General features: G+C 66.0%; 20 protein-coding genes. 11 read left to right on the forward strand and 9 right to left on the reverse strand.

The annotated features are described in order from the left end of the window. Positions 1-41 precede the first annotated feature (41 nt). The 3 genes from ACXAD2_RS05750 to ACXAD2_RS05760 all read right to left on the reverse strand — a co-directional run bounded on the left by ACXAD2_RS05750 (position 42) and on the right by ACXAD2_RS05760 (position 4,913). Positions 42-1,742, reverse strand: coding sequence for an ABC transporter ATP-binding protein (locus ACXAD2_RS05750; RefSeq protein WP_475168000.1), 1,701 nt, complete (start codon positions 1,740-1,742; stop codon positions 42-44). Between the two features lie 88 nt (positions 1,743-1,830). Beyond that, positions 1,831-3,945, reverse strand: a complete 2,115-nt coding sequence (locus tag ACXAD2_RS05755) for a TonB-dependent receptor (RefSeq protein WP_475168002.1) — start codon at positions 3,943-3,945, stop codon at positions 1,831-1,833. 44 nt (positions 3,946-3,989) lie between these two features. Next, complete coding sequence (locus ACXAD2_RS05760; protein WP_475168004.1) at positions 3,990-4,913, reverse strand: helix-turn-helix domain-containing protein; 924 nt, start codon at positions 4,911-4,913, stop codon at positions 3,990-3,992. Between the two features lie 355 nt (positions 4,914-5,268). Between ACXAD2_RS05760 and ACXAD2_RS05765 the strand changes: the two genes are divergently transcribed. The 10 genes from ACXAD2_RS05765 to ACXAD2_RS05810 all read left to right on the forward strand — a co-directional run bounded on the left by ACXAD2_RS05765 (position 5,269) and on the right by ACXAD2_RS05810 (position 15,848). Further along, positions 5,269-6,069: a creatininase family protein gene (locus tag ACXAD2_RS05765; RefSeq protein ID WP_475168007.1), complete on the forward strand. Its 801-nt coding sequence runs from the start codon at positions 5,269-5,271 to the stop codon at positions 6,067-6,069. A gap of 10 nt (positions 6,070-6,079) precedes the next feature. Continuing rightward, on the forward strand, positions 6,080-6,895 hold the full coding sequence (locus ACXAD2_RS05770) for an ABC transporter ATP-binding protein (protein ID WP_475168010.1): 816 nt from the start codon (positions 6,080-6,082) through the stop codon (positions 6,893-6,895). Continuing rightward, on the forward strand, positions 6,876-7,751 hold the full coding sequence (locus ACXAD2_RS05775) for an ABC transporter permease (protein ID WP_475168013.1): 876 nt from the start codon (positions 6,876-6,878) through the stop codon (positions 7,749-7,751). The genes ACXAD2_RS05770 and ACXAD2_RS05775 overlap by 20 nt, the downstream gene beginning before the upstream one ends. A gap of 1 nt (position 7,752) precedes the next feature. Continuing rightward, on the forward strand, positions 7,753-8,928 hold the full coding sequence (locus tag ACXAD2_RS05780) for an amidohydrolase family protein (RefSeq protein ID WP_475168015.1): 1,176 nt from the start codon (positions 7,753-7,755) through the stop codon (positions 8,926-8,928). Then, on the forward strand, positions 8,925-10,316 hold the full coding sequence (locus ACXAD2_RS05785) for an FAD-binding oxidoreductase (protein WP_475168017.1): 1,392 nt from the start codon (positions 8,925-8,927) through the stop codon (positions 10,314-10,316). Before ACXAD2_RS05780 ends, ACXAD2_RS05785 begins: the two co-directional genes overlap by 4 nt. 26 nt (positions 10,317-10,342) lie before the next feature. After that, positions 10,343-11,353: an ABC transporter substrate-binding protein gene (locus tag ACXAD2_RS05790; RefSeq protein WP_475168018.1), complete on the forward strand. Its 1,011-nt coding sequence runs from the start codon at positions 10,343-10,345 to the stop codon at positions 11,351-11,353. A gap of 18 nt (positions 11,354-11,371) precedes the next feature. Beyond that, on the forward strand, positions 11,372-12,016 hold the full coding sequence (locus ACXAD2_RS05795; protein WP_475168020.1) for an NAD(P)H-dependent oxidoreductase: 645 nt from the start codon (positions 11,372-11,374) through the stop codon (positions 12,014-12,016). Continuing rightward, a complete protein-coding gene (locus ACXAD2_RS05800; protein ID WP_475168023.1) occupies positions 11,991-12,602 on the forward strand; it encodes a TetR family transcriptional regulator C-terminal domain-containing protein in 612 nt (203 codons plus the stop codon). The genes ACXAD2_RS05795 and ACXAD2_RS05800 overlap by 26 nt, the downstream gene beginning before the upstream one ends. A 17-nt stretch (positions 12,603-12,619) precedes the next feature. Continuing rightward, positions 12,620-13,009: a RidA family protein gene (locus ACXAD2_RS05805; RefSeq protein WP_475168026.1), complete on the forward strand. Its 390-nt coding sequence runs from the start codon at positions 12,620-12,622 to the stop codon at positions 13,007-13,009. 178 nt (positions 13,010-13,187) lie between these two features. Beyond that, the gene (locus ACXAD2_RS05810) at positions 13,188-15,848 is read left to right on the forward strand and encodes a Hint domain-containing protein (RefSeq protein WP_475168029.1); all 2,661 of its coding nucleotides are present in this window, start codon (positions 13,188-13,190) and stop codon (positions 15,846-15,848) included. 83 nt (positions 15,849-15,931) lie between these two features. On the opposite strand, the gene pobA is transcribed toward ACXAD2_RS05810, so the two are convergent. The 4 genes from pobA to ACXAD2_RS05830 are packed head-to-tail and all read right to left on the reverse strand — an operon-like array spanning position 15,932 to position 20,050. Then, complete coding sequence (gene pobA / locus ACXAD2_RS05815) at positions 15,932-17,113, reverse strand: 4-hydroxybenzoate 3-monooxygenase (protein WP_475168030.1); 1,182 nt, start codon at positions 17,111-17,113, stop codon at positions 15,932-15,934. Positions 17,114-17,123: 10 nt separating this feature from the next. Then, positions 17,124-18,506, reverse strand: coding sequence for a TRAP transporter large permease (locus ACXAD2_RS05820; protein WP_475168031.1), 1,383 nt, complete (start codon positions 18,504-18,506; stop codon positions 17,124-17,126). Beyond that, positions 18,496-19,005 (reverse strand): TRAP transporter small permease, encoded by a 510-nt coding sequence (locus ACXAD2_RS05825; RefSeq protein WP_475168034.1) that lies wholly within the window; start codon positions 19,003-19,005, stop codon positions 18,496-18,498. Before ACXAD2_RS05825 ends, ACXAD2_RS05820 begins: the two co-directional genes overlap by 11 nt. 7 nt (positions 19,006-19,012) lie before the next feature. Further along, on the reverse strand, positions 19,013-20,050 hold the full coding sequence (locus ACXAD2_RS05830) for a TRAP transporter substrate-binding protein (protein ID WP_475168035.1): 1,038 nt from the start codon (positions 20,048-20,050) through the stop codon (positions 19,013-19,015). Between the two features lie 135 nt (positions 20,051-20,185). Between ACXAD2_RS05830 and ACXAD2_RS05835 the strand changes: the two genes are divergently transcribed. Continuing rightward, positions 20,186-21,067, forward strand: coding sequence for a helix-turn-helix domain-containing protein (locus tag ACXAD2_RS05835; protein ID WP_475168038.1), 882 nt, complete (start codon positions 20,186-20,188; stop codon positions 21,065-21,067). Between the two features lie 77 nt (positions 21,068-21,144). Here the strand turns inward: ACXAD2_RS05835 and ACXAD2_RS05840 are convergent, their stop codons facing one another. Both ACXAD2_RS05840 and ACXAD2_RS05845 read right to left on the reverse strand, forming a co-directional pair. Then, positions 21,145-22,992 carry a chloride channel protein gene (locus ACXAD2_RS05840; RefSeq protein WP_475168040.1) on the reverse strand — a complete coding sequence of 616 codons (1,848 nt, stop codon included), beginning with the start codon at positions 22,990-22,992 and terminating at the stop codon, positions 21,145-21,147. Between the two features lie 186 nt (positions 22,993-23,178). Then, positions 23,179-24,003 carry a formylglycine-generating enzyme family protein gene (locus ACXAD2_RS05845; protein ID WP_475168043.1) on the reverse strand — a complete coding sequence of 275 codons (825 nt, stop codon included), beginning with the start codon at positions 24,001-24,003 and terminating at the stop codon, positions 23,179-23,181. Positions 24,004-24,046: the final 43 nt, after the last annotated feature.

Here is a 24,046-nt window from a genome sequence, read left to right on the forward strand (position 1 = left end):
GGCTCACGCATGTGGGTCGGCGCTTTTTGCTGGGCTCGCGATCAGCTCGCCAGTTCGTAATAGGCCGCTTTCGCCTCGATCAGCGCCTCGTGCTTGCCGCGCTCGACCACACGACCCTGCTCCAGCACCACGATATGATCCGCGTCGCGCACGGTATTGAGCCGGTGCGCGATGACCAGCGTGGTCCGCCCGACCGCGAGCCGAGACAGCGCCGCCTGCACCTCGCGCTCTGTCGTGCGGTCGAGCGCCGAGGTCGCCTCGTCGAGCAGCAGGATCGGCGGGTTCTTCAAAAAGACCCGCGCGATGGCCACGCGCTGGCGCTGGCCGCCTGACAGCATCACGCCGCGCTCGCCGACCACCGTATCGAGCCCTTCGGGCAGCGACTCGACCAGCGGGCCAAGCTGGGCATGGGCCACGGCGGCAAGGATGTCCGCTTCGCTCGCGCCGAGTTTGCCGTAGGCGATATTGTCGCGCAGCGTGCCGCCGAACAGAAAGACATCCTGCGAGACCAGCCCGATCTGGCTGCGCAGCGAGGCGAGGGTCATTTTGTGGATCGGCACGCCGTCGATGCGGATCTCGCCGCCCGTGGGCTCGTAGAAGCGTGGCAGCAGCGCCATCAGGCTCGACTTTCCCGCGCCCGAAGGGCCGACCAGCGCCACCGTCTCGCCGGGGTGGATGTCGAGCGAGACATCATGCAGCACGCCGCGCGCACCGTCATAGGCGAAGCTGACCTGATCGAAGGTGATTTCGCCGCGAAATTTCGGGGCCTCCTGCGCGTCCGGGGCGTCAGCGATATCGGCCTCGGTTTCGAGCAGTTCGGTGTAGCGGCGGAAGCCAGCGATGCCGCGCGGGTAGGTTTCCATCACCGCCGCGATCTTCTCGAGCGGGCGGAAGAAGACGTTGACCAGCAGCAGGAAGCCGACAAAGCCACCCTCGCTGAGCGAGCCGCCAAAGACAAAGCCCGCGCCGGCCACCATCACCACCACCTGCACCAGCCGCATGCCGCCGTAATGCAGGGCGGTGAGCTTGGCCATCACTCGGTAGGCGTCGAGCTTGGTTTCGCGGTAGCGCCGGTTGTCCTCTTCGAAAAGCGCGCGCTCATGCGGCTCGTTCGAGAAGGCCTGCACCACGCGGATGCCGCCAAGGCTTTCTTCCAGACGCACGTTGAAGGCACCGACCCTGCCATAGATCTCTTGCCACGCGCGGGTCATGCGCCCGCCGTAGACCGCCACCAGCCAGACCATCACCGGCACGATCACCAGCGTCATCAGCGCCAGCGGCAGGTGGATCCACGCCATCAGGCCAAAGGCCCCGGCGAAAGTCATGATCGCGATAAAGAGGTCCTCGGGGCCGTGGTGGGCAACCTCGCCGATCTCTTCGAGGTCGCGGGTCACCCGCGCCACCAGTTTGCCGGTCTCGGCCCGGTCGTACCAACGCCAGCTGAGCTTGGTGAGATGGGCGAAGGCGCGGCTGCGCATCTCGGTCTCGATGTTGATGCCCAGCTTGTGACCCCAGTAGGTGACCACGATCATCAGCCCGGCGTTGACCAGATAGACCAGCACCAGCCCGATCGCCGCCAGAATGGTCAGCGTCCAGTCGCCCCCCGGCAGGAGGTGGTCGATGAAACCCGCGATGGCCAGCGGGAAGGCCAGTTCCAGCAGCCCCGAGGCCACGGCCGAGCCGAAGTCGAGCCAGAACAGGCGCATATGGGGGCGATAGTAGGCGAAGAACTGGCGAAGCATCCGGCTGTCTCCTGCGGAGGTATGGTCTTTCTACGGCAAAAGGCGCCGCACTCGTCGTGCGGCGCCTCGAAGTGTCAGCTGGCGCTTATCACCATTTGTAGGTCAGGCGCGCCTGCACCGTGCGGCCGTCGCCATAATAGCACCCGAAAGAGCCGCAGTTGGCCACATAGGCTTCGTCAGTGAGATTGCTGACGTTGACCGAGACCTGCATGTCCTCGGTGATCGCATAGGCCGCCTGCAGATCGAGCAGCGTGACATCTTCCATATGGTAGGTGTTGGCCGCATCGCCGTAGCGCTCGCCGATGTAGCGCGCGCCGCCGCCAACAGTGAGACCCGCCAGCACCGTATCGGGCGCAAAGCTGTAGTTGGCCCAGAGGCTGGCATTGTGCATCGGCGCGTTCGGCAGATCGTTGCCCTCGTTGTCGCCCTCGGTCTGTTCGGCGAGGTTCCAGCTATAGGCACCGCGGAGGTTCCAGCCGTTGTCGAGATCGACCGAGCCTTCCAGTTCCAGCCCCTGCGAGCGCGCCTCGCCGATCTGGTTGTAGTCGCCCACGCCGTTCGCGTCGGTCGTCGCGGTCAGCAGGTTGGTCTGCTTGAGGTCATAGATCGCCGCGCTGAAGAAGCCGTTGAAGCCGAGCGGCTGGTATTTCACGCCCAGTTCCCACTGCTCGCCCTTGGTCGGCTCGTAGGTGTTGCCGCTGTTGTCCGCCCCGATCTCGGGATCGAAAGAGGTGGCGTAGCTGACGTAGGGCGCGACGCCATTGGCGAAGACATAGCTCAGACCCGCGCGGCCAGTGGTGGCCTCGTCGTCCTGATCAATCTTTGTCGCGCCGCCGAAGTTGTTCCAGTTGGTGCCTTCCTGGCTGGCCCAGTCGTGGCGCAGCGCCAGCGACGCGCGCCAGTTGCCAAAGGCCATCTCGTCCTGCGCGTAGATGCCGAATTGCTCGAGCGTCAGGTCGTTGGTCTCGACGTACCACGCATCGGAAAGGTTCGCGCCATTGTAAGCCGGGTTCGAGAAGCTGATGTCGTCAGCATAGGCAAAGCCGGTGGATTCCTTGATGCCGTAGCGGCGCAGGTCCATGCCGAAGAGCAGCGTATGCGCCACCGGGCCGGTGTCGACGGTGCCGGTGATCCGCGCGTCGAGGTTCTGGGTGAAGCTGTCCTCGGAGGTGATGTTGGCGCCGCGCGTGATGGTGTCGCCGTCGGTCACGCCGTTGTTGACGTAAAAGCCCGTATAGTCCCAGTCGAACTTCTGGTAGCGGAAATTGACGTCCAGCTCCCAGTTCGCGCTCAGTTCCTGATTGAGCTCGAAGCCGAGGTTGAGCGTCTCGCGCTCGCTTTCATCGTCGCTGCTATCGCCCGCGTAGAACTCGCGCAGGTCTTCATCGTCGGCATCGCCGATCAGATCATAGGGCACACCGGCCGGGGTGATCGGGCTGTCCTTCAGCCACGAGCCGAGGAACTGCAGCGAGGTGCCTTCGGTCGGCTCCCAGCGGGTGGCAAGGCCGAGGTACTTGCGGGAGTTCTCCAGGTCTTCGACGTCTTCCTCGCTGTCGCGCGCCACGGCGGTGACGCGGGCGGCGAAGGTGTCGCTGAAGGCGTGGTTGTAGTCGATGAAGCCTTCGGTCGCCTTGGGATCGCCGAGACCAACGCCGACCTCGCCGAAGCTGAGGAACTGCGCGCGCTTCTGGATCTGGTTGATCACGCCGCCGGGGATGCCCGCACCATAAAGCACCGAGGCCGGGCCTTTCAGCACTTCGACACGCTCCAGCGAATAGATCTCGAAGGCAGGCGCCCCGAAGTCGCGCAGCAGCCGCAGGCCGTTGAGATATTGTGCGTTGCTGCCGTCAAAGCCGCGGATGGTCGGCGCATCGAAGCGCGGGTCGGTGCCATAGGGCTGCGCCAACAGGCCCGAGGTGTAGCCCAGCGTGTCGCCCAGAGTGGTGGCGCCCTGATCCTCGATCTGCTCGCCGGTGATCACCGAGATCGACTGCGGCGTCTCGAGGATCGGCGTGCCGGTCTTGGTGGCGGTCTGCGCGGTGGTCGCGACATAGCCCGGCACCGGGTCCGAGGGATCATATTCGCCTTCAAGAACGATCTCGCCGAGATCGAAGAGGTCTGCGGTGGATTGCGCCTGCGCGGCGCCGGCAATGGCGATCAGGCTGGCGCTGGCCATAAAGGACAGGCGGAGGGTGCTGGTCATGTCTCGTCCCACGATACGGATGGCTGTTTTGATTTTCCGAGCATTTAACTCGGGAAATCATCGCCCGCTTGAACCAGACCGCCGTGATTTGACGAAATCGCGCTCAAACGCGCCCGCCGCCATGCTCCGGGCGTTTCGCCATAGGCGCTGCGGAAGGCACGGGTGAGATGCGCCTGATCGGCAAATCCCACTTCGGCGGCGATCTCGGCAAGCGGCATGGGGCTGTCGGTCATCAGCGCCATCGCCGCCTCCAGCCGCAATTGCGTCAGCCAGCGTTGCGGCGTGGTGCCGAGGCTTTGCTTAAAGGCGCGGGTCAGCCAGCTTTCCGACAGGCCCGCCAGTTCCGCCAGTTCCGCCACCTCGATCCGCCGGTGCAGCGCCGCGACGGCATGGCTGCGCAGATCGCGGATCACATGCGGCGCAAGGCCGCCGCGGCGCGGGGCCTGCTCGGCCACGCCGAGATCGAGCACTTCGCAAAGCAGGGCCGACAGCAGCCCGTCGAGCATCATCTCGGGCCGGGCAGGGGCCTGCACCTCATCCGCCAGCATCGCCGCCAGCGCCGCAGCGCGGGTGCCGCCGGAGAGGAAATGCGCGCGCTCCATCTGCGACCCGCCGCCGGGGGCGCGCAGCCGCTGCGCCAAGGGGCCCGCCTCCAGATGCAGATCGAGATGCGCATAGTCCCGCCCCTCGGTCAGCTCGCTCCAGAGCGGCATTCCCGCTGGAATGTAGAAGGCGGCGATCCCTTCCATCCACGCCGCATCCGGGCCGGTGCGCAAGCGCAGCGCGCTGTCCGGAGCGCCCAGAAAAACCACCAGCCGCGGATCGGGGGAACTGTAGAAGCCGCCTCCGCCCGCCTCGCCCCGCACATGCCAGACATCGGCGATCGCACCGCCCCAGCGCCGCCAGCGCAGGGGGCGCAACGGGTGGATGGCTCGGGTCTGAGAGGTCATGCGAGGCATGAAGGTCATGGCGGCCTGCATCTAAGAAGGGTGGGGCCGGGCTTGGGCCAAGGCTGGTCCGGGTGCCCGCATGGGCCCTTGCGTCACCCGTCATACCCTTTCCTGATAAGTTTAGTCAAGCAACGGGCCGGCAGGGTGAGGCGCCCTCACGGTCACGGCACGATTCGGCTGATCCTGTCGCACCCCGCCCTGGGGAACCGCGCGAAGCGCCCGCGTTTTGCACAATTTCGATGCATCTTTTGCCGGTGGCGCAGCCAAGCCCCCGCTGCGCCGTTGCGGCAACCGGCAATTTCATACCATTTGGTTTGATCGCTTGCTATGAACCGACATAGAGCAGCGCAGGCAACCAGATGAAGGGGCACGCATGAAACGATACTGGGCCGATTACAGCAGCCGCGAGTTTGCCGCGCTCGACCGCGAGAAGCTGATCGCGGTGCTGCCTCTGGGCGCCATTGAACAGCACGGCCCGCATCTGCCCATGTCGGTGGACAGCTGCACGGTGAACGGCGTGGTCTCACGTCTCGCCGGGACGCTGCCGGAGACCAGCCCGGTCGTATTCCTGCCCACGCAGGCAATCACCAAGAGCAATGAGCACAGCGATTTTCCCGGCAGCCTGACGCTTTCGGCCGAGACGTTGCTGCGCGCATGGACGGAGATCGGCGCCTGCGTCGCGCGCTCGGGCGTGCGCAAGATCGTCCTGCTCAACGGGCACGGCGGCAATATTCCCGCCATGGACATCGTCGCCCGCGAGCTGCGCGAGAAACACCAGATGATGGCCTTTGCGCTAAGTTGGTTCGCCGCCGGCATGCCCGAGGGGGTCTATTCCGAGCGCGAGCGCCGCCACGGCATTCACGCGGGCGACATGGAAACCTCGGTGATGCTGACGCTGGATCCGGCGAACGTCGACATGTCGCAGGCCCGTGATTTCCCCTCTCAGGCAGAGGTCTGGGCGCAAGAGACCCCTTCGATCGCGCTGCCCGGACCGGCGAAACCGGCGTGGCTGACGCAGGATCTCAGTAGCGCGGGGGCCTGCGGCGAGGCACATCTCGCCAGCGCTGAAAAAGGCGAGGCGACGCTCGATCACGCGGTGACACAGCTCACACGGATCTTCGACGAGATCGACCGCGCGCCGCTGTCGCGCCTTGATGCGCATCCCGACTGGTAAGGAGCCCGCCATGCCTCTCGATACCTCCGCCACCCTCTCTGCGCAGGCCGCCGCGCAGATCGAGATGTCTCACGTCTTCAAGCGTTTCGACAATGGAACGCTGGCGCTGCAGGACATGGACCTCACCATCCGGCAAGGCGAATTCGTCAGTCTTCTCGGGCCCTCGGGCTGCGGCAAGTCGACGGCGCTGCGGATGATCTCGGGGCTGCTGGCACCGTCCTCGGGCCAGATCACCGTGAACGGCCACGCCCCCGGAGAGGGCGTGCAGGGCGGCGACGTCAGCTTCGTTTTCCAAGAGCCGACGCTGATGCCTTGGGCCACGGTCTTCGACAATGTCTACCTGCCGCTGAAGCTGCGCGGGCTCGGACGCCGCGAGGCCGCAGCGCAGGTGACCGAGGCGCTGGAGATGGTCGGGCTGGCGAAATTCGCCGAGAGCTACCCGCGCGAGTTGTCGGGTGGCATGAAGATGCGCGTCTCGATCGCCCGCGCCATGGTCACCAAACCGAAGCTGCTACTGATGGACGAGCCCTTTGCGGCGCTCGACGAGATGACCCGCTTCAAGCTCAACAACGACGTGCTGAACCTCTGGCGGCGCAACGGGCTGACGGTGATCTTCGTGACCCATTCGGTGTTCGAGAGCGTCTACCTGTCGAGCCGCGTCGTGGTGATGGCGCCGCGTCCGGGCCGCGTGGTGCACGACATGGCGCTGCCCGATGCCTCTGCCCGCGACGAACACTACCGCACCACGCCTGAATATGCCGAGACCTGCCGTCTCGTCTCCGATGCACTGGAAGGGACCATGGACGATGTCGACCTCAACCACTGACCCCGTGACCATGGCCCCGCAGGCCACCCCCGCAAAAGAGCCCGCAGAAGACCCCGCGCTGCGCGCCGCGCGCCGCGAGCGGCACCTGCAGATCCTCATGCCCTGCGCCGCGCTGCTCTGCGCGCTTGGGCTGTGGGAATTCCTGGTGCGCTACAACGAGATCCCGCACTACCTGATCCCGGCGCCCAGCCTCATCGCAAAGACGCTCTGGACCGACGGGCCTTCGCTGCTGTCGAGCGCGTGGTTCACCGTCAAGCTGACGCTGCTGTCGCTGGGGCTCGCGATCATCGGGGGCGTGGCGCTGGGGATGATCTTTGCGCTCTCGCGCACCGTCGAGCGCAGCCTCTTTCCCTTCGCGGTGATCCTGCAGGTGACGCCGGTGGTGGCCATCGCGCCGCTGATCCTGATCTATGTGGACAGCACCTTCGCGGCGCTGCTGATCTGCGCGTGGATCGTCGCCTTCTTTCCGATCCTGTCGAACACCGCCATCGGCATGCGCAGCGCCGACCACAATCTGCGCGACCTCTTCACCCTCTATGGCGCCAGCAAATGGCAGCGCCTGCGCTACCTGCTCATCCCCTCGGCGCTGCCCTATTTCATGGCCGCGCTGAAGATCGCCGGCGGCCTCGCGCTGATCGGCGCCGTGGTGGCGGAATTCGTCGCGGGCACCGCCGGGCAGAACACCGGGCTGGCCTCGCGCATCCTTGAAAGCAGCTTCCGGGGCGAGATCCCCCGCATGTTCGCGGCGCTTTTCTTGGTGTCGATGCTGGGCATTGTGATCTTCCTCGCCACCTCGTGGCTCTCGCGCGCCGTGCTGGGTCACTGGCACGAGAGCGAGATCAAGCGGCAGGGCTGAGATGAGCGTGACCACGTTGAACGGCGTCGCGCTGGCCGGGCGCGAGGGGCAATGGGACGTGACGCTGGAGGGCGCGCGGATCACGGCGCTCGCCCCGTCCGAAGCGCGGGGGGGCGGGCTGCTGCTGCCCTGCTTTGCCGACGCGCATGTGCATCTCGACAAGACCTTCACCGTCGCCCGCGTGCCGAGCCGTCCGAAGTCGCTGCATGACGCCATCGAGCTGATGGCCGGAGACAAGCCGAACTGGACCGCCAGCGACCTGCGCCAGCGTGCCGCCCGCGGGCTGCGCCGCGCCTTTGCAAATGGCACCAAGGCGATGCGCAGCCACGTCGATTGGACCGAGGCGGATATGCCCGAGGCGCTGCCGGTGCTGCGCGCGTTGGCCGAGGAATGGCGCGGCAGCGTCGATCTACAGTTTGCCACGCTGACACCGCTGGATGCCTTCGCCGATCTCGGCGCGCGGATCGCGCAGGAGATCAACGGGACCGGCGCCGTGCTGGGCGCCTTCGTCTACCGCAACGACGACATCCCCGGAAAGCTGCGCGCGGTCTTCGATCTGGCCGAACAGCACGACCTGCAGCTTGATTTCCACGTGGACGAGGGGCTCGACCCAGAAGCGCAGGGGCTCGACGCGATCCTGCACGAGACCGAAGCGCGGGGCATGGCGGGGCGGGTTCTGGTGGGCCATTGCTGTGCGCTTTCGGTCCGTCCCGAGGGCGAGGTCGCCGATCTGCTGGGACGGGCAGGGGAGGCCGAGATGGCCCTTTGCACCCTGCCGACCACCAACGCCTTTTTGCAGGACGCCACCCCTGGCCGCACGCCGCGACTGCGCGGGCTTGCACCGGTGCATGAGGCGCGCACCGCCGGGATGCCGGTGATGCTGGCCTCGGACAACGTGTGCGATCCTTTCTACCCGCAGGGCGATTACGACCTCTTCGACGTCTATCGGATGGCCGTGCTCGCCGGGCATCTCGACCCGGCAGGCTGGCTGTCCAGCGTCACCGAGACCCCGGCGCAATGGCTCGGCCATGACGTTCAGATCAAGGCCGGTGCCCCCGCCGATTTCATCCATATCGCCGCCAGCAGCCTCGACGATGCGCTGAACCGCCCGCGCGCGGTCCGCACCGTCTGGCGCGATGGCGCCCCCATCCCCGAGACCTCCGGAGACCTTGCATGACCGATACGCAACTGGCCGAACCACAGGGCCGCCACGCCGAGGCGCTCGCCGCGCTGCGACAGGAGCTCGACGGGCTGCGCTTTTATGACGACGAACGCGCGCTCGAAGCGCGGTCCAAGGATTACTTCTGGTACAGCCAGATCCTCGACGCCGAACTGAAGGACAAGCGCGCCGAACTGGTGGTGATCCCGCAAACACAAGACGAGGTGATCCGCGTCGCCGCTGCCGCCGCGCGCCACAAGGTGCCGGTCACCCTGCGCGGCGGCGGCACCGGCAATTACGGGCAATGCGTGCCGCTCGAGGGTGGGCTGGTCGTCGACCTGACACGGCTGAACCGGATCCTAGAGATCACCCCCGGCCACGCCCATGTGGAGGCGGGCATCCGCATGTCCAAGCTCGACGATGCGGCGCGCGAGACCGGGCAGGAGCTGACCATGTATCCGTCGACCCGCAGCCTCGCCACCATCGGCGGCTTCATCGCGGGCGGCTCGGGCGGCATCGGCTCGCTGCGCCATGGGATGCTGCGCGATGAGGGGAACCTCACCTATCTCAAGGTGCTGACGCTCGAAGAAGAGCCGCAGGTGATCGAACTGCGCGGTGCCGACGTGCAGAAAGTGCACCACGCCTATGGCACCAACGGCATCGTGCTGGAGGTCGGGCTTGCGCTCACCCCGTCGACCGACTGGCTGCACACCGCCGCGCTCTTTGATGGCTACGACAAGGCATTGCGCTTTGCCACCGCCGCGCAGGAGGACGGGCTGGATTGCTACCTGCTGACCCCGGTTGAGCGCCGCTTTGCGCCCTACTATCGCAAGTTCGAGGGCTATTTCCCCGAGGATCGCGACGCCATCTTCGCCATGGTCGCGCCCAGCGATATGGACCGTTTCCGCGCAAGGGCCGAGGCCGAGGGCGCCACGATCTCCTTTGCGATGACCATGGAAGAGATTCACGCCAACCGCCTGCAACCCGCTTATGAATGCGGCTGGAACCACACCACGCTGCAGGCGCTGAAGGTGGACAAGGGCTGGACTTACCTGCAGGTCGCCTATCCGCGGCCCTTCGACATCGATCTGGTGATGCGCCAGATGGCGCGCTACGGCGACGAGATGTTCTGGCACCACGAGATGGCGCGGCAGGACGGCGAGATCCAGATCTTCGCCCTGCCGCTGGTGCGCTTCCGTGGCAAGGACGCGATGTACGCGCTGATCGCAGAGCTGGAAGCAGACGGCTGCACGATCTTCGATCCGCATGTGGTCACCATCGAGGATGGCGGCATGAAAACCATCGACACCGCGCAGATCGACTTCAAGAAACGCGCCGATCCCTACGGGCTGATGAACCCGGGCAAGACCCGGGGCTGGCGCCCCGACATGGCGCGCAGCGCATAACAAGACCCACCAACAGGACCAAAACCATGACCAAACTCGGAATTTCGCTCACGGCACTCGCCGCGTCTCTGGCCGCCTCCGCCGCTTTCGCCGGTGACAAGGTTGTCTTCGGCACCAACTGGCTGGCACAGGGTGGCCACGGCGGTTTCTATCAGGCGCTGGCGGACGGCACCTACGAGAAATACGGCCTTGAGGTCGAGATCCGTCAGGGCGGCCCGCAGGTGAACAACCGCCCCATGCTGATCGCGGGCAAGCTCGACTTCCTGATGGCGGGCAACCTGCTGCTCTCGTTCGACAACGTGCGCAACGGCATCCCCACCACCGTCGTCGCCGCGATCTTCCAGAAGGACCCGCAGGCGCTGATCGCCCATGAAGGTGCCTACGAGAGCTGGGAAGACCTCGCCACCGCGCCCGAGATCCTGCTCAGCAAGGACGGCCAGTTCTCCTACTGGAAGTGGATGGTGCAGGACTTTGGCTTCCGCGACGAGCAGGTGCGCCCCTATGGCTACAACCTCGCGCAGTTCCTCGGCGACGAGAAGATGGTGCAGCAGGCCTATGCCACCGCCGAGCCGCTCTACGCTGCCGCTGAGGGCGCGGATGTGGCGACCTATCTGATGGCGGACTATGGCTGGAACACCTACGCCACCACCATCGAGACCCGCCAGCAGATGATCGACGAGAACCCGGACGTGGTGCAGCGCTTTGTCGATGCCTCGATCGAGGGCTGGTACACCTTCCTCTACGGCGATCATACCGCCGGCTACGAGGCGATCATCGAGGCCAACCCCGACCTGACTGTCGAGAAGCTGGACGCCGAAATGGCGCAGATGGCCAAGCTCGGCATCATCGACAGCGGCGACGCGCTGGAACTGGGCATTGGCGCGCTGACCGAGGCGCGGATTGCCAAGTTCTACGAGACGGCGGTGAACAGCGGCATCCTCGAAGAGGGCTCGGTGGATCTGACCAAAGTGGCCAACACCTCCTTCGTCAACCAGCGCCACGGCATGGACATCAAAGCCGCCGCAGAAGGCAACTGACCGGCAGAGGGCGGCGTCATGCGTGTGCTGATCGTTTTTGCCCATCCGGGCCGCGAAAGCTATGGCGCCGCTCTCTTTGCCACCGCGCGCGAAAGCCTGCTGCGTGCCGGGCATGAGGTCGAGGTGATCGACCTTTACGCCGAAGGCTTCGATCCCGTGCTCACTGCCGAGGATTGGACCGATTACCTGAGCGATACCGACCGGCTGATCGCGAAACTGGACCGCCATGTCTCGGCCCTGCGCCGGGCCGAGGCGCTGGTGATGGTCTATCCGACGTGGATGTACGGCCCGCCCGCCATCCTCAAGGGCTGGATGGAGCGGGTCTGGTTGCCCGGCGTCGCCTTCGATGTGGCCGGCGCCACCAAGAAGCGCGCCACCGGCAGGCTGCAGAACATCCGCCATCTGGCGGTGATCACCACCTCGGGCTCTCCTTGGTGGTGGCTGCGGCTAATCCGCGATCCCGGACGCTCTATGCTGACGCGCGGCTATCGGGTGCTGTTTCATCCGCGTTGCCGGATCACGTGGTTGCAGCTACACGACATGAACCACCGCAAGCCCAAGGACCTGAAGGCCTTTCTGGCCAAGGTCGACCGCCGCCTGTCGCGGCTTGGAGGCGAAAAGAACAGGGGTAGGGGCGATGAATGCCGCAAGTCTGAAGCGTAAAGAGATCCACGGCGCGATCCGTGAGGCGGCGCTGCGCGAGTTCGCCGCCACCGGGCTGGCGGGCACCTCGACGCAGCAATTGGCCAAGGCCGCCGGGATCACCAAGGCGCAGCTGCATTACTACATCACCTCGAAAGAGGACCTCTACCGCGAGGTGCTCGAAGGGATCATCGCGCAGTGGCGCGACATCTTCTTTGTCGAGGGCGAGCAGGATGATCCCGCCGAGGTGATCACCGGCTATGTGCGCCGCAAGCTGAAGCTCTGCCTCGACCAGCCGGAGGGCTCGCGGCTTTTCGTGCAGGAACTGCTGCGCGGCGCGCCCGAAATGGAGGATCACTGGGCCGGGCTGCGCGCCTCGGTTGACGACGCCTCGGGCGTGATCCGCCGCTGGATCGACGAGGGCCGGATGAAGCCGGTGGATCCGGTGCTTTTCATGATGAACATCTGGGCCGTCACCCAGCATTACGCCGACTATCAGTTGCAGAGCCGCCGCGTGCTCGACGTGCCCGATGAGGGCGCGCTGGACTTCGAGCGCATCGCGGATGAGGCGGTGCAGCTGTTCCTGATGCGCGCCGGACTGGCCTGAGCGCCAAGGAGACCCCGATGAAATCTCTGACCCCCGACACCATCGCCGCACCCTTCGGGCACTATTCGCATGGCATCGCCGGCGGGCCCATCGCCGTCACCTCGGGCCAGCTTGCGCTGCGCCCCGATGGCTCGATCCCCGAAGGCGTCGAGGCGCAGGCCGACTATTGTTTCGACGCGTTGCGCGCGATCCTCGCCGAAGACGGGCTGGATTTCTCGGATGTGCTGAAGGTCTCGGCCTATGTCACCCGGCGCGAAGACATGAAGGGCTATATGGCCGCCCGCGACCGCGCCTGTGCCGACCTGCAGGTAAAGCCTGCCTCAACTCTGATGATCGTCTCGGGGTTCACCCGGCCGGAATTCCTTGTCGAGATTGAGGCGATTGCTTTGCGCAGGCCTTCTTCTTAAGGGCGAGTGCGCCAGCATTTAAGGCAAACTTAGACACTTTCGTGCAACAACCCTCTCGCGCCGGTGACGCTGTGGGCGCCGTTTGGCAGCCTGACGTTGCGAAATTGCAGGCTGCGTGCCAGTGCTGCCGCAACGGCCGGGTACAGCGGCCGCGCTTCCGAATGAGAGGCAGTGTGTTGTGGCAAGTTACGAAATCAGCGCCTTTGCAGTAGGCGACTATTATTACCTTTCCGAAGATGGTGTGGCTGGTGCCGGCGTCACGCCCACTTGGGAACAGAGCCAGCGGGTCACCGTCGCGGTCACCGACGATGAGGATTACCTCAGCGGTGGCGGCGCCGCGCTCGACGGCAGCCAGCAGACCGCCACGGCCACCGACGCCGACGGCACGGTCCTCGCCACGGGCAAGCTCTACGTCAGCAGCGTCAACATCGTCTACGCGCCCGATGGCACCGCCATCAACGTCTATGAACTGGCGATCGAAGGCTACGGCGTTGTCGGCTATGCCACCGACCAGCCGATCACGCCCGGCATCACCTACACCTACGGCGGCGCGGGCACGCTGCCCGCCGAGGGCGTCGCCTATAGCGCCCTTGATGCGCAGGCCTACGAGCGCGACGACGCCAACACCATGGAAGGCGGAGATTTCTCGGAATCCCTCGATGGCGGGGCGGGCGACGACTACATCGAAGGCGGCGGCGGCAACGACACGATCATCTATGGCGAGGGCGCCGACACCGTCTACGGTGGCGATGGCAACGACTACATCGACGACATCAACGGCGCGCAATATTACGGCGCGAACGAATTGCACGGCGGCGCGGGCGACGACCTGATCTACGGCGGCTACGGCAACGACACCATCTACGGCGACGACGGCAACGATACGATCTACGCCGAGGGTGACGACGACTCGATCGAAGGCGGCGCGGGCGACGACTATATCGATGGCGGCGACGGCAACGATACGATCGACGCGGGCAGCGGCTCGAACACCGTCTATGGCGGCGCGGGCAACGACCGCATCGACGACGAAACCGGCCCGATCCTGACCGGCGGCAACGAGTTCCACGGCGGCGACGGCGACGACACGATCTTCTCGGGCGACAGCGCAGACACGGTTTATGGCGACGCTGGCGCCGACCAGCTCAACGCCGAAGGCGGCGACGACAGCATCTGGGGTGGAAGCGGCAACGACACCGTCACCGCCGGATCGGGTAATGACACGGTCTATGGCGACGCCGACAACGACAGCATCTCCGGCGGCACGGGCGCTGACGAGATCTGGGGCGGGACCGGCGACGACTCGATCCAAGGCAACGGCGGCACCGACCTGATCTACGGCGAAGATGGCGCCGACACGCTCGACGGCGGCCTTGGCAGCGACACGCTCTGGGGGGGCACCGGGGCCGACACCATCTGGGGCGGGGACGGCAACGACTACCTGCTCGGCGAGGACGGCAACGACTCGATGGACGGCGCCGCGGGCGACGACCTGCTCTGGGGCGGCGCCGGAGACGACTGGCTGTGGGGCGACACCGGCTCGGACCGCTTCTATGTCACCGACACCGAAGACTTCGACATGGCCTACGGCGGTGAGGACAGCGACGACAGCGACACAGACGCGCTCGACTTCAGCTATGCGACGGACCCGGTCTCGGTCACCTTCGACGGCTGGGAGTTCGGCAGCTACGAGGTGGGTGCCGCTGGCTCCACCGGCCAGTTCTGGGAAATCGAGCAGGTTGTCGGCGGATCCGGCAGTGACACGATCGACGCCTCGGCCAGCGATGCCGATGCGGAGCTTTATGGTCTCGCAGGTGACGACAGCCTCACCGGTGGCAGCGGCGCGGATTCGATCAGCGGCGGAGATGGCAGCGACACGATCACCGGCGGCGAGGGCGATGACACGCTGACCGGCGGCGCGGGCAGCGACAGTTTCACCCTGACCACCGACGGTGGCGCCGACACGATCACCGACTTCGACATGACGCTGGATGGTGACAATCGCACCATCGACCAACTCAACACCAGCGGGCTGCTCGACGACGCGGGCGAGACGGTTAACACATGGGACGTCGTGATCAGCGACGACGGCTCGGGCAATGCCGTGCTGACCTTCCCGACCGGCGAGAGCGTTGTGCTAATGGGAGTTTCTCCGGCGAGCGTCACCGCCGATCAGACGCTTTATGCCATGGGGGTGCCCTGTCTCGTGGCGGGCACACCGATTGCGACACCGGGCGGCTGGACCCCGGTCGAGGATCTGCAGCCCGGCGATCTGGTGATGACCGAAAGCGGCGCGCAGCCGATCCTCTGGGCCGGGGCGCGCAGCGTGACCGGCGATGAGATCGAGGCCGACCCGATGCTTGCCCCGGTGGTGATCCAGCCCGGCGCGCTTGGCAATGCTGCCGAGCTGCGCCTGTCGCGCCAGCATTGCATCGCGGTCACCGATCCCGCCAGCGGCCAGCCCGCGCTGGCCCGCGCCGGGCATCTGGCGCAGCGCCGCGGCAGCCGCCTGCGGCTTGCGCGCGGGGTGCGCGGGGTCAGCTACCACCACCTGCTGTTGCCCAGCCACGCGCTGCTGAATGCAGGCGGTCTGCTGGTCGAGAGCCTCTGGCCCGGCCCCACGGCGCTGCGCGCGCTCGGCCCCAAGGCACAATTGGAACTCGCCTCGGTCAAACCCGAACTCGCGCGGGCGATCTGGGGCCTCGAACCGGTGAGCGCCCTCTATGGTCCCGCCGTGCTGCCAGTGTTGCCCGGCGCCGATATGCGCGGCGGCGACGGCCCGCTGCTGCCGTTGCTGCCCGGGCCGGACTATGGCCTGCCCAAACGCGCGAAGGCCTGAGCAGGCCGAGGCGCCGCAGCGGTTCAGCAAGAACGGCGCGGCCCTTGGGCCATGCCGTTTTTGCTGCGCGTTCTGTGAGTGACTTACTCCAGCGGCAGGCCGACGTAGTTCTCCGCGATGCTGCGCGAGGCGGCCTCGGAACTGGCGAGATACTCGAACTCCGCCTTCTGCATGCGCGCTTCGAACGGCGAGTTCTCGGGGAACTGGTGCATGAGCGTCGAGAGCTGCCAAGAGAAGCGCTCGACCTTCCACACCCGTGCAAGGACCGTCTGGGAGTAGGCATCGAGATGCGCGTCATTGCCGGCGTAATGCTCGGTCAGGCCACGCGCCAGCAGGCGCACGTCGGCCACGGCGAGGTTGAGCCCCTTGGCGCCGGTGGGCGGCACGATATGCGCCGCGTCGCCAGCGAGGAAGAGGTTGCCGTAGCGCATGGGCTCGGCGACGAAGGAGCGCAGCGGCGCGATGGACTTCTCGAAAGACGCCCCCGTCTGCAGGTTGGCGGCGGCGTCGGGGCCAAGCCGCGTGGCGAACTCCTCCCAGAACCGATCGTCGCTCCACTCCTCGACGCTGTCAGACAGGTCGCACTGGATGTAGTAGCGGCTGCGCGTCTCCGAGCGCATCGAGGCCAATGCAAAGCCGCGCTGGTGGTTGGCGTAGATCAGCTCGTGGTTGACCGGCGGTTGATCGACCATGATGCCGAGCCAGCCAAAGGGGTAGACGCGCTCGAAGGTCTTCAGCACGTCCTTCGGGATCGCCTGCCGCGACACGCCGTGGTAGCCATCGCAGCCCGCCACATAATCGCAGCTCACCGTGATCTCTTCGCCGTCATGGGTGAAGCTCACCTGCGGCACGTCGGACTTCAGCGCGTGCGGCGTGACGTCCTCGACGTTGAAGAAGAACTGCTGGCCCTGCGCGAAGCGCTTGTCGAAGAGGTCCTTGGTCACCTCGGTCTGGCCGTAGACCATGACTGACTTGCCGGTCAGCCCCGCGAGATCGATGCGGTGCCGCGCCCCGTCGAAGGCCAGCTCGAAGCCGTCGTGCGGGATGCCCTCGCGGTGCAGCCGCTCGGCGACCCCGGCTTCTTCCAGCGCGGTGACGGTGCCCTGTTCCAACACCCCGGCGCGGATGCGCCCCTCGATATAGGCGCGGTCCTTGCGGTCCAGCACCACGGTGTCGATCCCGGCATTGGCCAGCAGTTGCGAAAGCAGCAGACCGCTGGGCCCGGCGCCGATGATGCAGACCTGTGTCTTGATGGTTCGTGTCATCGCGGGCTCCTCACAATATGCGCGTCAGGAAGAGGGTCAGGCTCGGCACGAGCACCAGGATGGCGACGCGAACAAGCTCGATGGCGAAGAAGGGGGCGACGCCGCGGAAGATCGTCGAGATCTGCGTCTTCGGAGAGAAAGACTTGATGACGAAGACGTTCATCCCGACCGGCGGCGTGATCAGCCCAAGCTCCACCACGATCAAGGCCAATATCCCGAACCAGATCCGCAGGTCGGAGTTCGACATGCCGAAGGCGGCGGTCTCGGCGGTGATGTAGTCGCCACCGTTGAGCTGCACGAGCACCGGCCAGAAGAACGGCACGATGACCAGGATCATCGACAGGCTCTCCATGAAGCAGCCCAGCACGATGAGGATCAGCAGCATCGCCACGAGGATCACATAGGGATCGAGCGACGAGGCCGCGGCCCAGTCCGACAGCGCTCCGGGCAGGCCCGAGCGGGCGAAGAAGCCCTTCAGGATGTCGGCGGAGAACAGGATGAAATAGATCATCGAGGCGGTCTTGGCGGTCGCCAGCAGCGCCGCCTTGAGGCGCGCCCAGGTCAGCCCGTCGCTGGAATAGAAGCGCAGGATCAGACCGTAGACGAGGATCAGAAACACCCCGACGGCGGCCGCCGGTGTCGGTGTGAAGAGCCCCATGCCGAGGCCGAGGATGATCGAGCCGAAGATCAGCGCCACCGGCAGCAGGCGGCGCAGCGAGCGGCGCACCTCATCATCGCTGATCGGGGTCAGTTCGGGGGCGAGCGCGGGATTGCGGGCGATGCGCAGACGGATCACCACGAGGAACATGATCACCGCGAGGATGCCGGGAATGATCGCAGCCTGGAACATCTCTAGGATCGAGGCCTCGACGACGATGGCATAGATCACCAGCGCCACCGAGGGCGGGATCAGAATGCCGAGCGTGCCGCCCGCAGCGAGAACGCCGGTCGACAGGCCCTCGTCGTATTTCAGCCGACGCAGTTCCGGCAGCGCAACGCGGCTCATGGTCGAGGCTGTGGCGATGGAAGATCCGCTGACCGCACCGAAGCCACCGCAGGCGAGGATCGTCGCCATGGCGACGCCGCCGCGGATCTTGCGGGTCATCACGCTCAGGCCCTGAAAGAGGTCACGGCTCAGCCCGGTTTCTGCGGCGAGAAAGCCCATCAGCACGAAGAGCGGCACGACCGACAGGTCGTAATTGGCCACGCTGTTCCACAGCGCGGTCTTGAACTGCATGAGATAGGGCACGAATTTGATGAAGGGCGAGGCGAGGCTCAGCGCCCATGTGCCGACGATACCGGTCAGGATCATCGCCAGCGCCACGGGGATGCGCAGCATGATCATCGCAAAAAGGCCGACGAGGCCAAAGACACCGATCAGTTCACTTTGCATAGGACACCTCCTGTCCGAAGGTTTCCATCAGCGCCGCAATGGCCCAGAGCAGGCACGACAGGACGGCAGTCGGCATGAAGACCCACACGGGCCAGCCCAGCACGGCGGTTTCGACATTGTCGGCGCGGGTCTCGATGGTGCCGTAGATCAGCATCACCGCCATGGTCAGCGCGAGCGCGGTGACCAGCAGGCCCGAAAGGATTTCGACGCCGCGGCGCGCCCAGTCCGGGGCCTTGTCCATGAAGATGTCCACGGCGGCGTGCCCGCCGTGCAACTGGCAATAGGGGAACATGGCAAGGGCCGCGACGCCGATCAGCATCGTCACCCCGTCCTCGTAGCCCGACAGGCCCGGGACGTCGCCGCCCCAGAGCCCAGCGATCATATCCGCCGTGAAGCCGGCGGCGTTGACGGCCGTCGCGAGGACGATGACGAGCAGCACGAGGCCGCCCGCCAGCGCCCATGTCGCGATGACCCCGGAAATCAGGGATCGAATGGACATGTCAGAGTTACTCGGTGTGCTCTGCCACGGCAGCACGGGCCTTTTCGATCAGCGTTTCGCCGTCGATGCCCTTGCTTTCGGCTTCGGCCAGCCAGCGGCCCGCCACGGCCTCGAACGGCCCGTCGAAGGCGGCGGAGGCTTCGGCAGACAGGGCGACCACGGAGTTGCCCGCGTCTTCGGCCATCTGCTTGCCCACCGGCTCGATACCGTTCCACTTCACGCCCATTTCCTCGGCCAGCGCGCGGCCCGAATGGTCGTCGATGATCTTCTGCAGATCCTCGGGCAGCGAGTTGTAGCTGTCCTTGTTCATCGCGAAGAGGAAGGTCGACGTGCCGAAGCGCTTGCCGCCGTCGAGCTCGACCGAGGAGTCGGTCAGCTCCGACAGGCCGAGCGGGATGGCGACCTCGAAGGGCACGAGCGCCGCGTCGACCACTTTCTTCGACAGCGCCTGCGGCAGCGCGGGCACTGGCATTGCGACCGGCTCGGCGCCCAGTTCCTCGATCACCCATGCGCCGGTGCGCGAGGGGCTGCGGACCTTCAGGCCGGCGAAGTCCTCGGCGCTTTCGACGGTGCGGCCCGCAAGATGCAGCGCGTTGCCAGCGTGAACGTGAACGAGGATCGGGTGGACGTCCTCGAAGTCCTCGGCGAGGTCTTCCATCATGTCGTTGATGGCGAGGTTCGTCGCGCGGGCGTCTCCACCATGCACATTGGGAAGCTCAAACACTTCGAGATGCGGGAAGCTGCCCGGGGTGTATCCCGGCAGGGTCCAGGCCAGATCGACCACACCGTCACGCACCTGGCTGTAGAGCTCGGGCGGCGAGCCGCCAAGCGACATGGCCGGGAAAATCTCGAAGTGGATGCGTCCGCCGGACGCTTCCTCGATGGACTTTGCCCAGGGCTCAAGCAGCACGGTCTGAGCCGGAGATTTCGGGCTCAGGAAGTGGTGGATCGAGAACTGGAACTCCTGCGCGAAGGCGGGCGCGGAAATGGCAATAGTGCTGAGCGCCGTGGCCAGCCCGAGCACGCTGCGACGGGTGATGGTCATGGTAGGTCCTCCCTTAATGGTACCCGTCAAAATAACCTTTTCGATCTTGCGCGGAATGAACGCGACGCACAAAAACTTGCATTTTTCGATCATGTGCAGATCATGTCCGTGGCGTAAGCGCGGCAAGGAGGGCTCATGGCACGCTTGATTCCGACCTACGAGCTATACGGGGAACTGCTGTCCGGCACGCTTTCGGACCCGATTCACCTCGAGACAATCTATGAGCGCAGCAGCAAGCTTGATTGGACAATCCGACTTCATCGCCACAGCCGGCTGCTGCAGATCTTTCTGTTCCGCACCCCAAGCGTCAAATTCCGTGTCGGCGATGGGGATCATCGCACCAGCGAGCCGCTGCTCCTTGTCGTGCCCCCGGGCACGCCACATGGGTTCCGCTTCCCCGAGGATATCAACGGCGATGTGCTAACCATTCCCGAGACGGAGATTCATCCGCCCGTGCTTGATCGGCTCAGGCAGGTGACGCAGCCCTACGCTGGCTTCCTTGCGCAGTCCGAAACGCCGCGTTTTGCCGATGTCGATGCGCTCATGCGGCAGCTCGGCGCGGCCTATCATTCGGTCGGCAGCGAGCGCGAAGCCCTGCTCAGGGCGCTCAGCCACGCCATCGTGCTGACACTGATCGAGGAACTGCGGCGGACCGCCCATATTGATGCTGGGCACGCTGGCGCCGAGCTCAGCCGCCACGAGGCGCAGGCGCAGGCGTTTTGCGAGCTGGTCGAGGCGCGCTTTGCCGAAACGGTCACCGTCGAGGACTATGCCCGCGCCATCGGCGTCTCTGCGCCGCATCTCACGCGCATCTGCAAGCGGATTCTCGGGATCGCGCCAAACGAGTTGGTGCGCCGCCGCCGGATGCTCGAGGCGAAACGACTGCTGACCTACACCCGCCTGCCGGTGCTCGACATCGCGCATCGCGCAGGCTTTGGCGATGCCGCCTTCTTCAGCCGCACCTTCAAGGCAACGTTCGACGTCACCCCGTCAGAGTTCCGAAAGCGCGCCGACTGAGATTGGCGATCTGCACGGCGGAGCGATTGCACCCGTGTTGCAGCAGCCTCCGAAGCGAAATCCCGCGGGACCCTTGTTCAGCGCCGCGCCGGATAGAGGCGCTTGTTGGTTTCCTCGGCATAGCGGCGCAGGCAGTAGTGCTCGTTGACGATGCCAAGCACCTGCCGCTCGGAATCGAGCACGGCCAGCGTGTCCGCCTCATTCTTGGCAAATGCGCCGATCGCGTCCTGAACGGTCTGCTCGGGGCGCAGCCATGCGCTTCTGAAGCGGGCGATGCTCGACAGGGGCGCCTTGGGATCCTGCCCGTCCCAATGCAGGTCGGTCATCAGGCACAGCCCGGCGTAGCGATCCGCCTCGTCGAGCAAAGGTACGGCCTTTGTCGCCCCGAGCGGAAAGCGGCGCCGCGCCTCGGCGATGGTGGCGGCGGCCGACAACGTATGGCCAGAGCGCCGCATCATGCGCCCGACGGTAAGATCGCGCATCCAGCCGACATCGGCGGCCGAACGGATGGTTTCGCCGCGCAGGTGGAAACGCCAGGTGGAAAAGCTGAAGCCGAAGAACTGCCGCACGATCGAGGTCGAGAGCAAGGCGGAGACCAGCACCGCCAGTGCCAGCGGCAGGCTCTGGGTCATTTCCAGCGCGAGAAAGCTCATGGTCAGCGGGGCGCCGATCACCGCCGTGGCGAGGGCGCACATGCCGACCACCGCAAGCACCTCGACCGGCGGTTGCAGACCGAACCCAAGCATCCAAAGCAGCGCGAGAACCTTGCCGAGGATCGCGCCAAGCAGCAGGGACGCAAAGAACAGCCCACCCCGAAAGCCCGCACCCAGCGAGATGATCGACGCCGTCATCTTGAGCAAAAACAGCAGGATCAGTGGCCAGAGAGGCAGATCGCTGCCCATCACCAGCGTCATGGCGCCATGGCCCGACGACAGCACCTGCGGGCTGATGAGCGCCAGAGCGCCGACGCAGATGCCGCCGAGGATCGGCTGGCTCCATCCGGGAATATGGCTCTTGCTCAGCAGCCGCTCCATCAGCGCCACCGAGCGCATGACGAAGATCCCGACAAGCGCCGCGGCGACCGCCAGCAGCGCGATCAGCAGGTAGGAGCGGGCGGGAATGTCGCCCGCGAAGACAAGGCTCGTGCCATGCGTATCCGACAGCAGCCGTGCCACCACGGTGGCGGCGATCGAGGCGGAGAGCACCGGCAGCAGGGCGGCGACGGAATAGGCGGCGAGCACCAGTTCGAACGCGTAGAATGCGCCTGTGAGCGGCGCGTCGAAAGCCGCGGCGATGGCCCCTCCCGCACCCGCGGCAACCAGCTGTCGCAGGTCCTCGCGGCGCAGCCGCAGCTTCTGTCCGCTCCACGACGCGAGCGCCGAAGCGGCCTGCGTGTAGGCTGCCTCCATGCCAACCGAGGCGCCGAAGCCGCTTGAGGCAATGGTCTGCAGGGTGATGTAGATGCTGCCCGGCACCGGGATCTTGCCGCCGCCGACGGCATTCGCCTCGATCGGGTCGGCGACGCGGCGGAACCAGCGACGTCCGACGAGATAGGACAGGCCCACGAGGACGCCGCCGAGCACCGGTCCGGCGAAGGCGCGCAGCGGGTCGAGTTGCTGCGCGCCGCTGACCGGATCGGCGTAGCCAAAAACCAGAAGACCCAGCAGGTGGATCACCTCCTGCATGCCGATCACCGCAGCGCCCGCGAGCACACCGATCAGCGCCGCCACCAGCGTGTAGGCGATCTCGTTGCGGCGGATCAGCGTCCGGATGCGGAACGGGGCACGCAAGCGGCGCAGCAGCCTGCGGCCGCGGCCTTTCGAGGGCGCGCGGCGGCTCTGAAGGGGACCGGTTGCTTCGGTGCCGGAGGCTCTGTCCACGGGGACGGCCTCGGGGGAGGTGAATGCGGTTTCGCGGCGGCTCATCACCGGGTCCTTCGGGGTAGGGGGGAATCTCTCGTCTTTGCTGCGGCCGCTGAAACAGCGCATTGCGCCGGTGGTCCAGATTTCACGACGGACTTCGGGCGAGAGGTCACGAGATTTTTACCAGGGTCTGATTGCGTGGTTGCGCCATCGCCCAGCAATGCGGCAGGTTCTTTGGCGTGGGGCGTGTCAGCTCGGGGTGCCTTGGGCCCGCACGTCCGCTGCGCACCGGAAGCCAAGGTGGCTCGACGTCGCCTGAGCGCCGTTCGACGTTCGCGCCGACACCCGGTAGCGATTGCAATAGGACGCGTGGCACAGATACGAGCCGCCGCGCATCGCCTTGAGATCCGGCGCGCCCGGATGCCAGTCGGAGGCCGTCCACTCCCAGCAGTTTCCGGACATGTTGTAGAGGCCGAAACCATTGGGCCGGAAACTGCGCGCCGGTGCCGTCGCGAGATAGCCGTCTGCGCCGGTGTTCTCCATCGGGAAGCGGCCCTGCCAGATATTGCACATATGCGCGCCGCCGGGCGTGAGATCGTCTCCCCACGGATAGGTGCCCCGCCGCAATCCCCCGCGTGCGGCCACCTCCCATTCTTCCTCGGTCGGCAGGCGCTTTCCGGCAAAGTCGCAGAACGCGATGGCATCTTGCCACGACACATGCACGACCGGGTGATCCATGCGGCCGCGCAGCGACGAGCTGCCCCCGTCGGGCCGATGCCAGCAGGCGCCGCGCGCGGCGCACCACCATTCGGGGGCGAGCAGATCATCGACTTCGGCGAGGGTGCCGTCCGGGTGGAGCTGTGCGGCAAAGACAAAGGACCAGCCGGCGCGCTCGGCCTCGGTGCGGTAGCCGGTGGCGCGGACGAAGGTGGCGAACTGCGCGTTGGTCACGGCGGTGCGGTCGATCAGGAAGGCGGGCAGGTCCACGGGCCGGACCGGCCCCTCGCCATCGCCGGGAATCGCCTCGGGGCCGTCGTCGCCAATGAGCCATGTGCCGCTTGGGATGGGCGCCATTTCCGGGTGCTCCGCCGGGTCCAGAGGGGCGGTCGGAACCGGA

The sequence above is a fragment of the Salipiger sp. ABN3_019 genome (assembly GCF_056158605.1).

What these genes read in the sequence shown, in the direction of transcription:
- ACXAD2_RS05750 (WP_475168000.1), bottom strand. Translation starts at nt 1,742, where the DNA reads ATGCTTCGCCAGTTCTTCGCCTACTATCGCCCCCATATGCGCCTGTTC.
- ACXAD2_RS05755 (WP_475168002.1), bottom strand. Translation starts at nt 3,945, where the DNA reads ATGACCAGCACCCTCCGCCTGTCCTTTATGGCCAGCGCCAGCCTGATC.
- ACXAD2_RS05760 (WP_475168004.1), bottom strand. Translation starts at nt 4,913, where the DNA reads ATGACCTTCATGCCTCGCATGACCTCTCAGACCCGAGCCATCCACCCG.
- ACXAD2_RS05765 (WP_475168007.1), top strand. Translation starts at nt 5,269, where the DNA reads ATGAAACGATACTGGGCCGATTACAGCAGCCGCGAGTTTGCCGCGCTC.
- ACXAD2_RS05770 (WP_475168010.1), top strand. Translation starts at nt 6,080, where the DNA reads ATGCCTCTCGATACCTCCGCCACCCTCTCTGCGCAGGCCGCCGCGCAG.
- ACXAD2_RS05775 (WP_475168013.1), top strand. Translation starts at nt 6,876, where the DNA reads ATGTCGACCTCAACCACTGACCCCGTGACCATGGCCCCGCAGGCCACC.
- ACXAD2_RS05780 (WP_475168015.1), top strand. Translation starts at nt 7,753, where the DNA reads ATGAGCGTGACCACGTTGAACGGCGTCGCGCTGGCCGGGCGCGAGGGG.
- ACXAD2_RS05785 (WP_475168017.1), top strand. Translation starts at nt 8,925, where the DNA reads ATGACCGATACGCAACTGGCCGAACCACAGGGCCGCCACGCCGAGGCG.
- ACXAD2_RS05790 (WP_475168018.1), top strand. Translation starts at nt 10,343, where the DNA reads ATGACCAAACTCGGAATTTCGCTCACGGCACTCGCCGCGTCTCTGGCC.
- ACXAD2_RS05795 (WP_475168020.1), top strand. Translation starts at nt 11,372, where the DNA reads ATGCGTGTGCTGATCGTTTTTGCCCATCCGGGCCGCGAAAGCTATGGC.
- ACXAD2_RS05800 (WP_475168023.1), top strand. Translation starts at nt 11,991, where the DNA reads ATGAATGCCGCAAGTCTGAAGCGTAAAGAGATCCACGGCGCGATCCGT.
- ACXAD2_RS05805 (WP_475168026.1), top strand. Translation starts at nt 12,620, where the DNA reads ATGAAATCTCTGACCCCCGACACCATCGCCGCACCCTTCGGGCACTAT.
- pobA (WP_475168030.1), bottom strand. Translation starts at nt 17,113, where the DNA reads ATGACACGAACCATCAAGACACAGGTCTGCATCATCGGCGCCGGGCCC.
- ACXAD2_RS05820 (WP_475168031.1), bottom strand. Translation starts at nt 18,506, where the DNA reads ATGCAAAGTGAACTGATCGGTGTCTTTGGCCTCGTCGGCCTTTTTGCG.
- ACXAD2_RS05825 (WP_475168034.1), bottom strand. Translation starts at nt 19,005, where the DNA reads ATGTCCATTCGATCCCTGATTTCCGGGGTCATCGCGACATGGGCGCTG.
- ACXAD2_RS05830 (WP_475168035.1), bottom strand. Translation starts at nt 20,050, where the DNA reads ATGACCATCACCCGTCGCAGCGTGCTCGGGCTGGCCACGGCGCTCAGC.
- ACXAD2_RS05835 (WP_475168038.1), top strand. Translation starts at nt 20,186, where the DNA reads ATGGCACGCTTGATTCCGACCTACGAGCTATACGGGGAACTGCTGTCC.
- ACXAD2_RS05840 (WP_475168040.1), bottom strand. Translation starts at nt 22,992, where the DNA reads ATGAGCCGCCGCGAAACCGCATTCACCTCCCCCGAGGCCGTCCCCGTG.
- ACXAD2_RS05845 (WP_475168043.1), bottom strand. Translation starts at nt 24,003, where the DNA reads ATGGCGCCCATCCCAAGCGGCACATGGCTCATTGGCGACGACGGCCCC.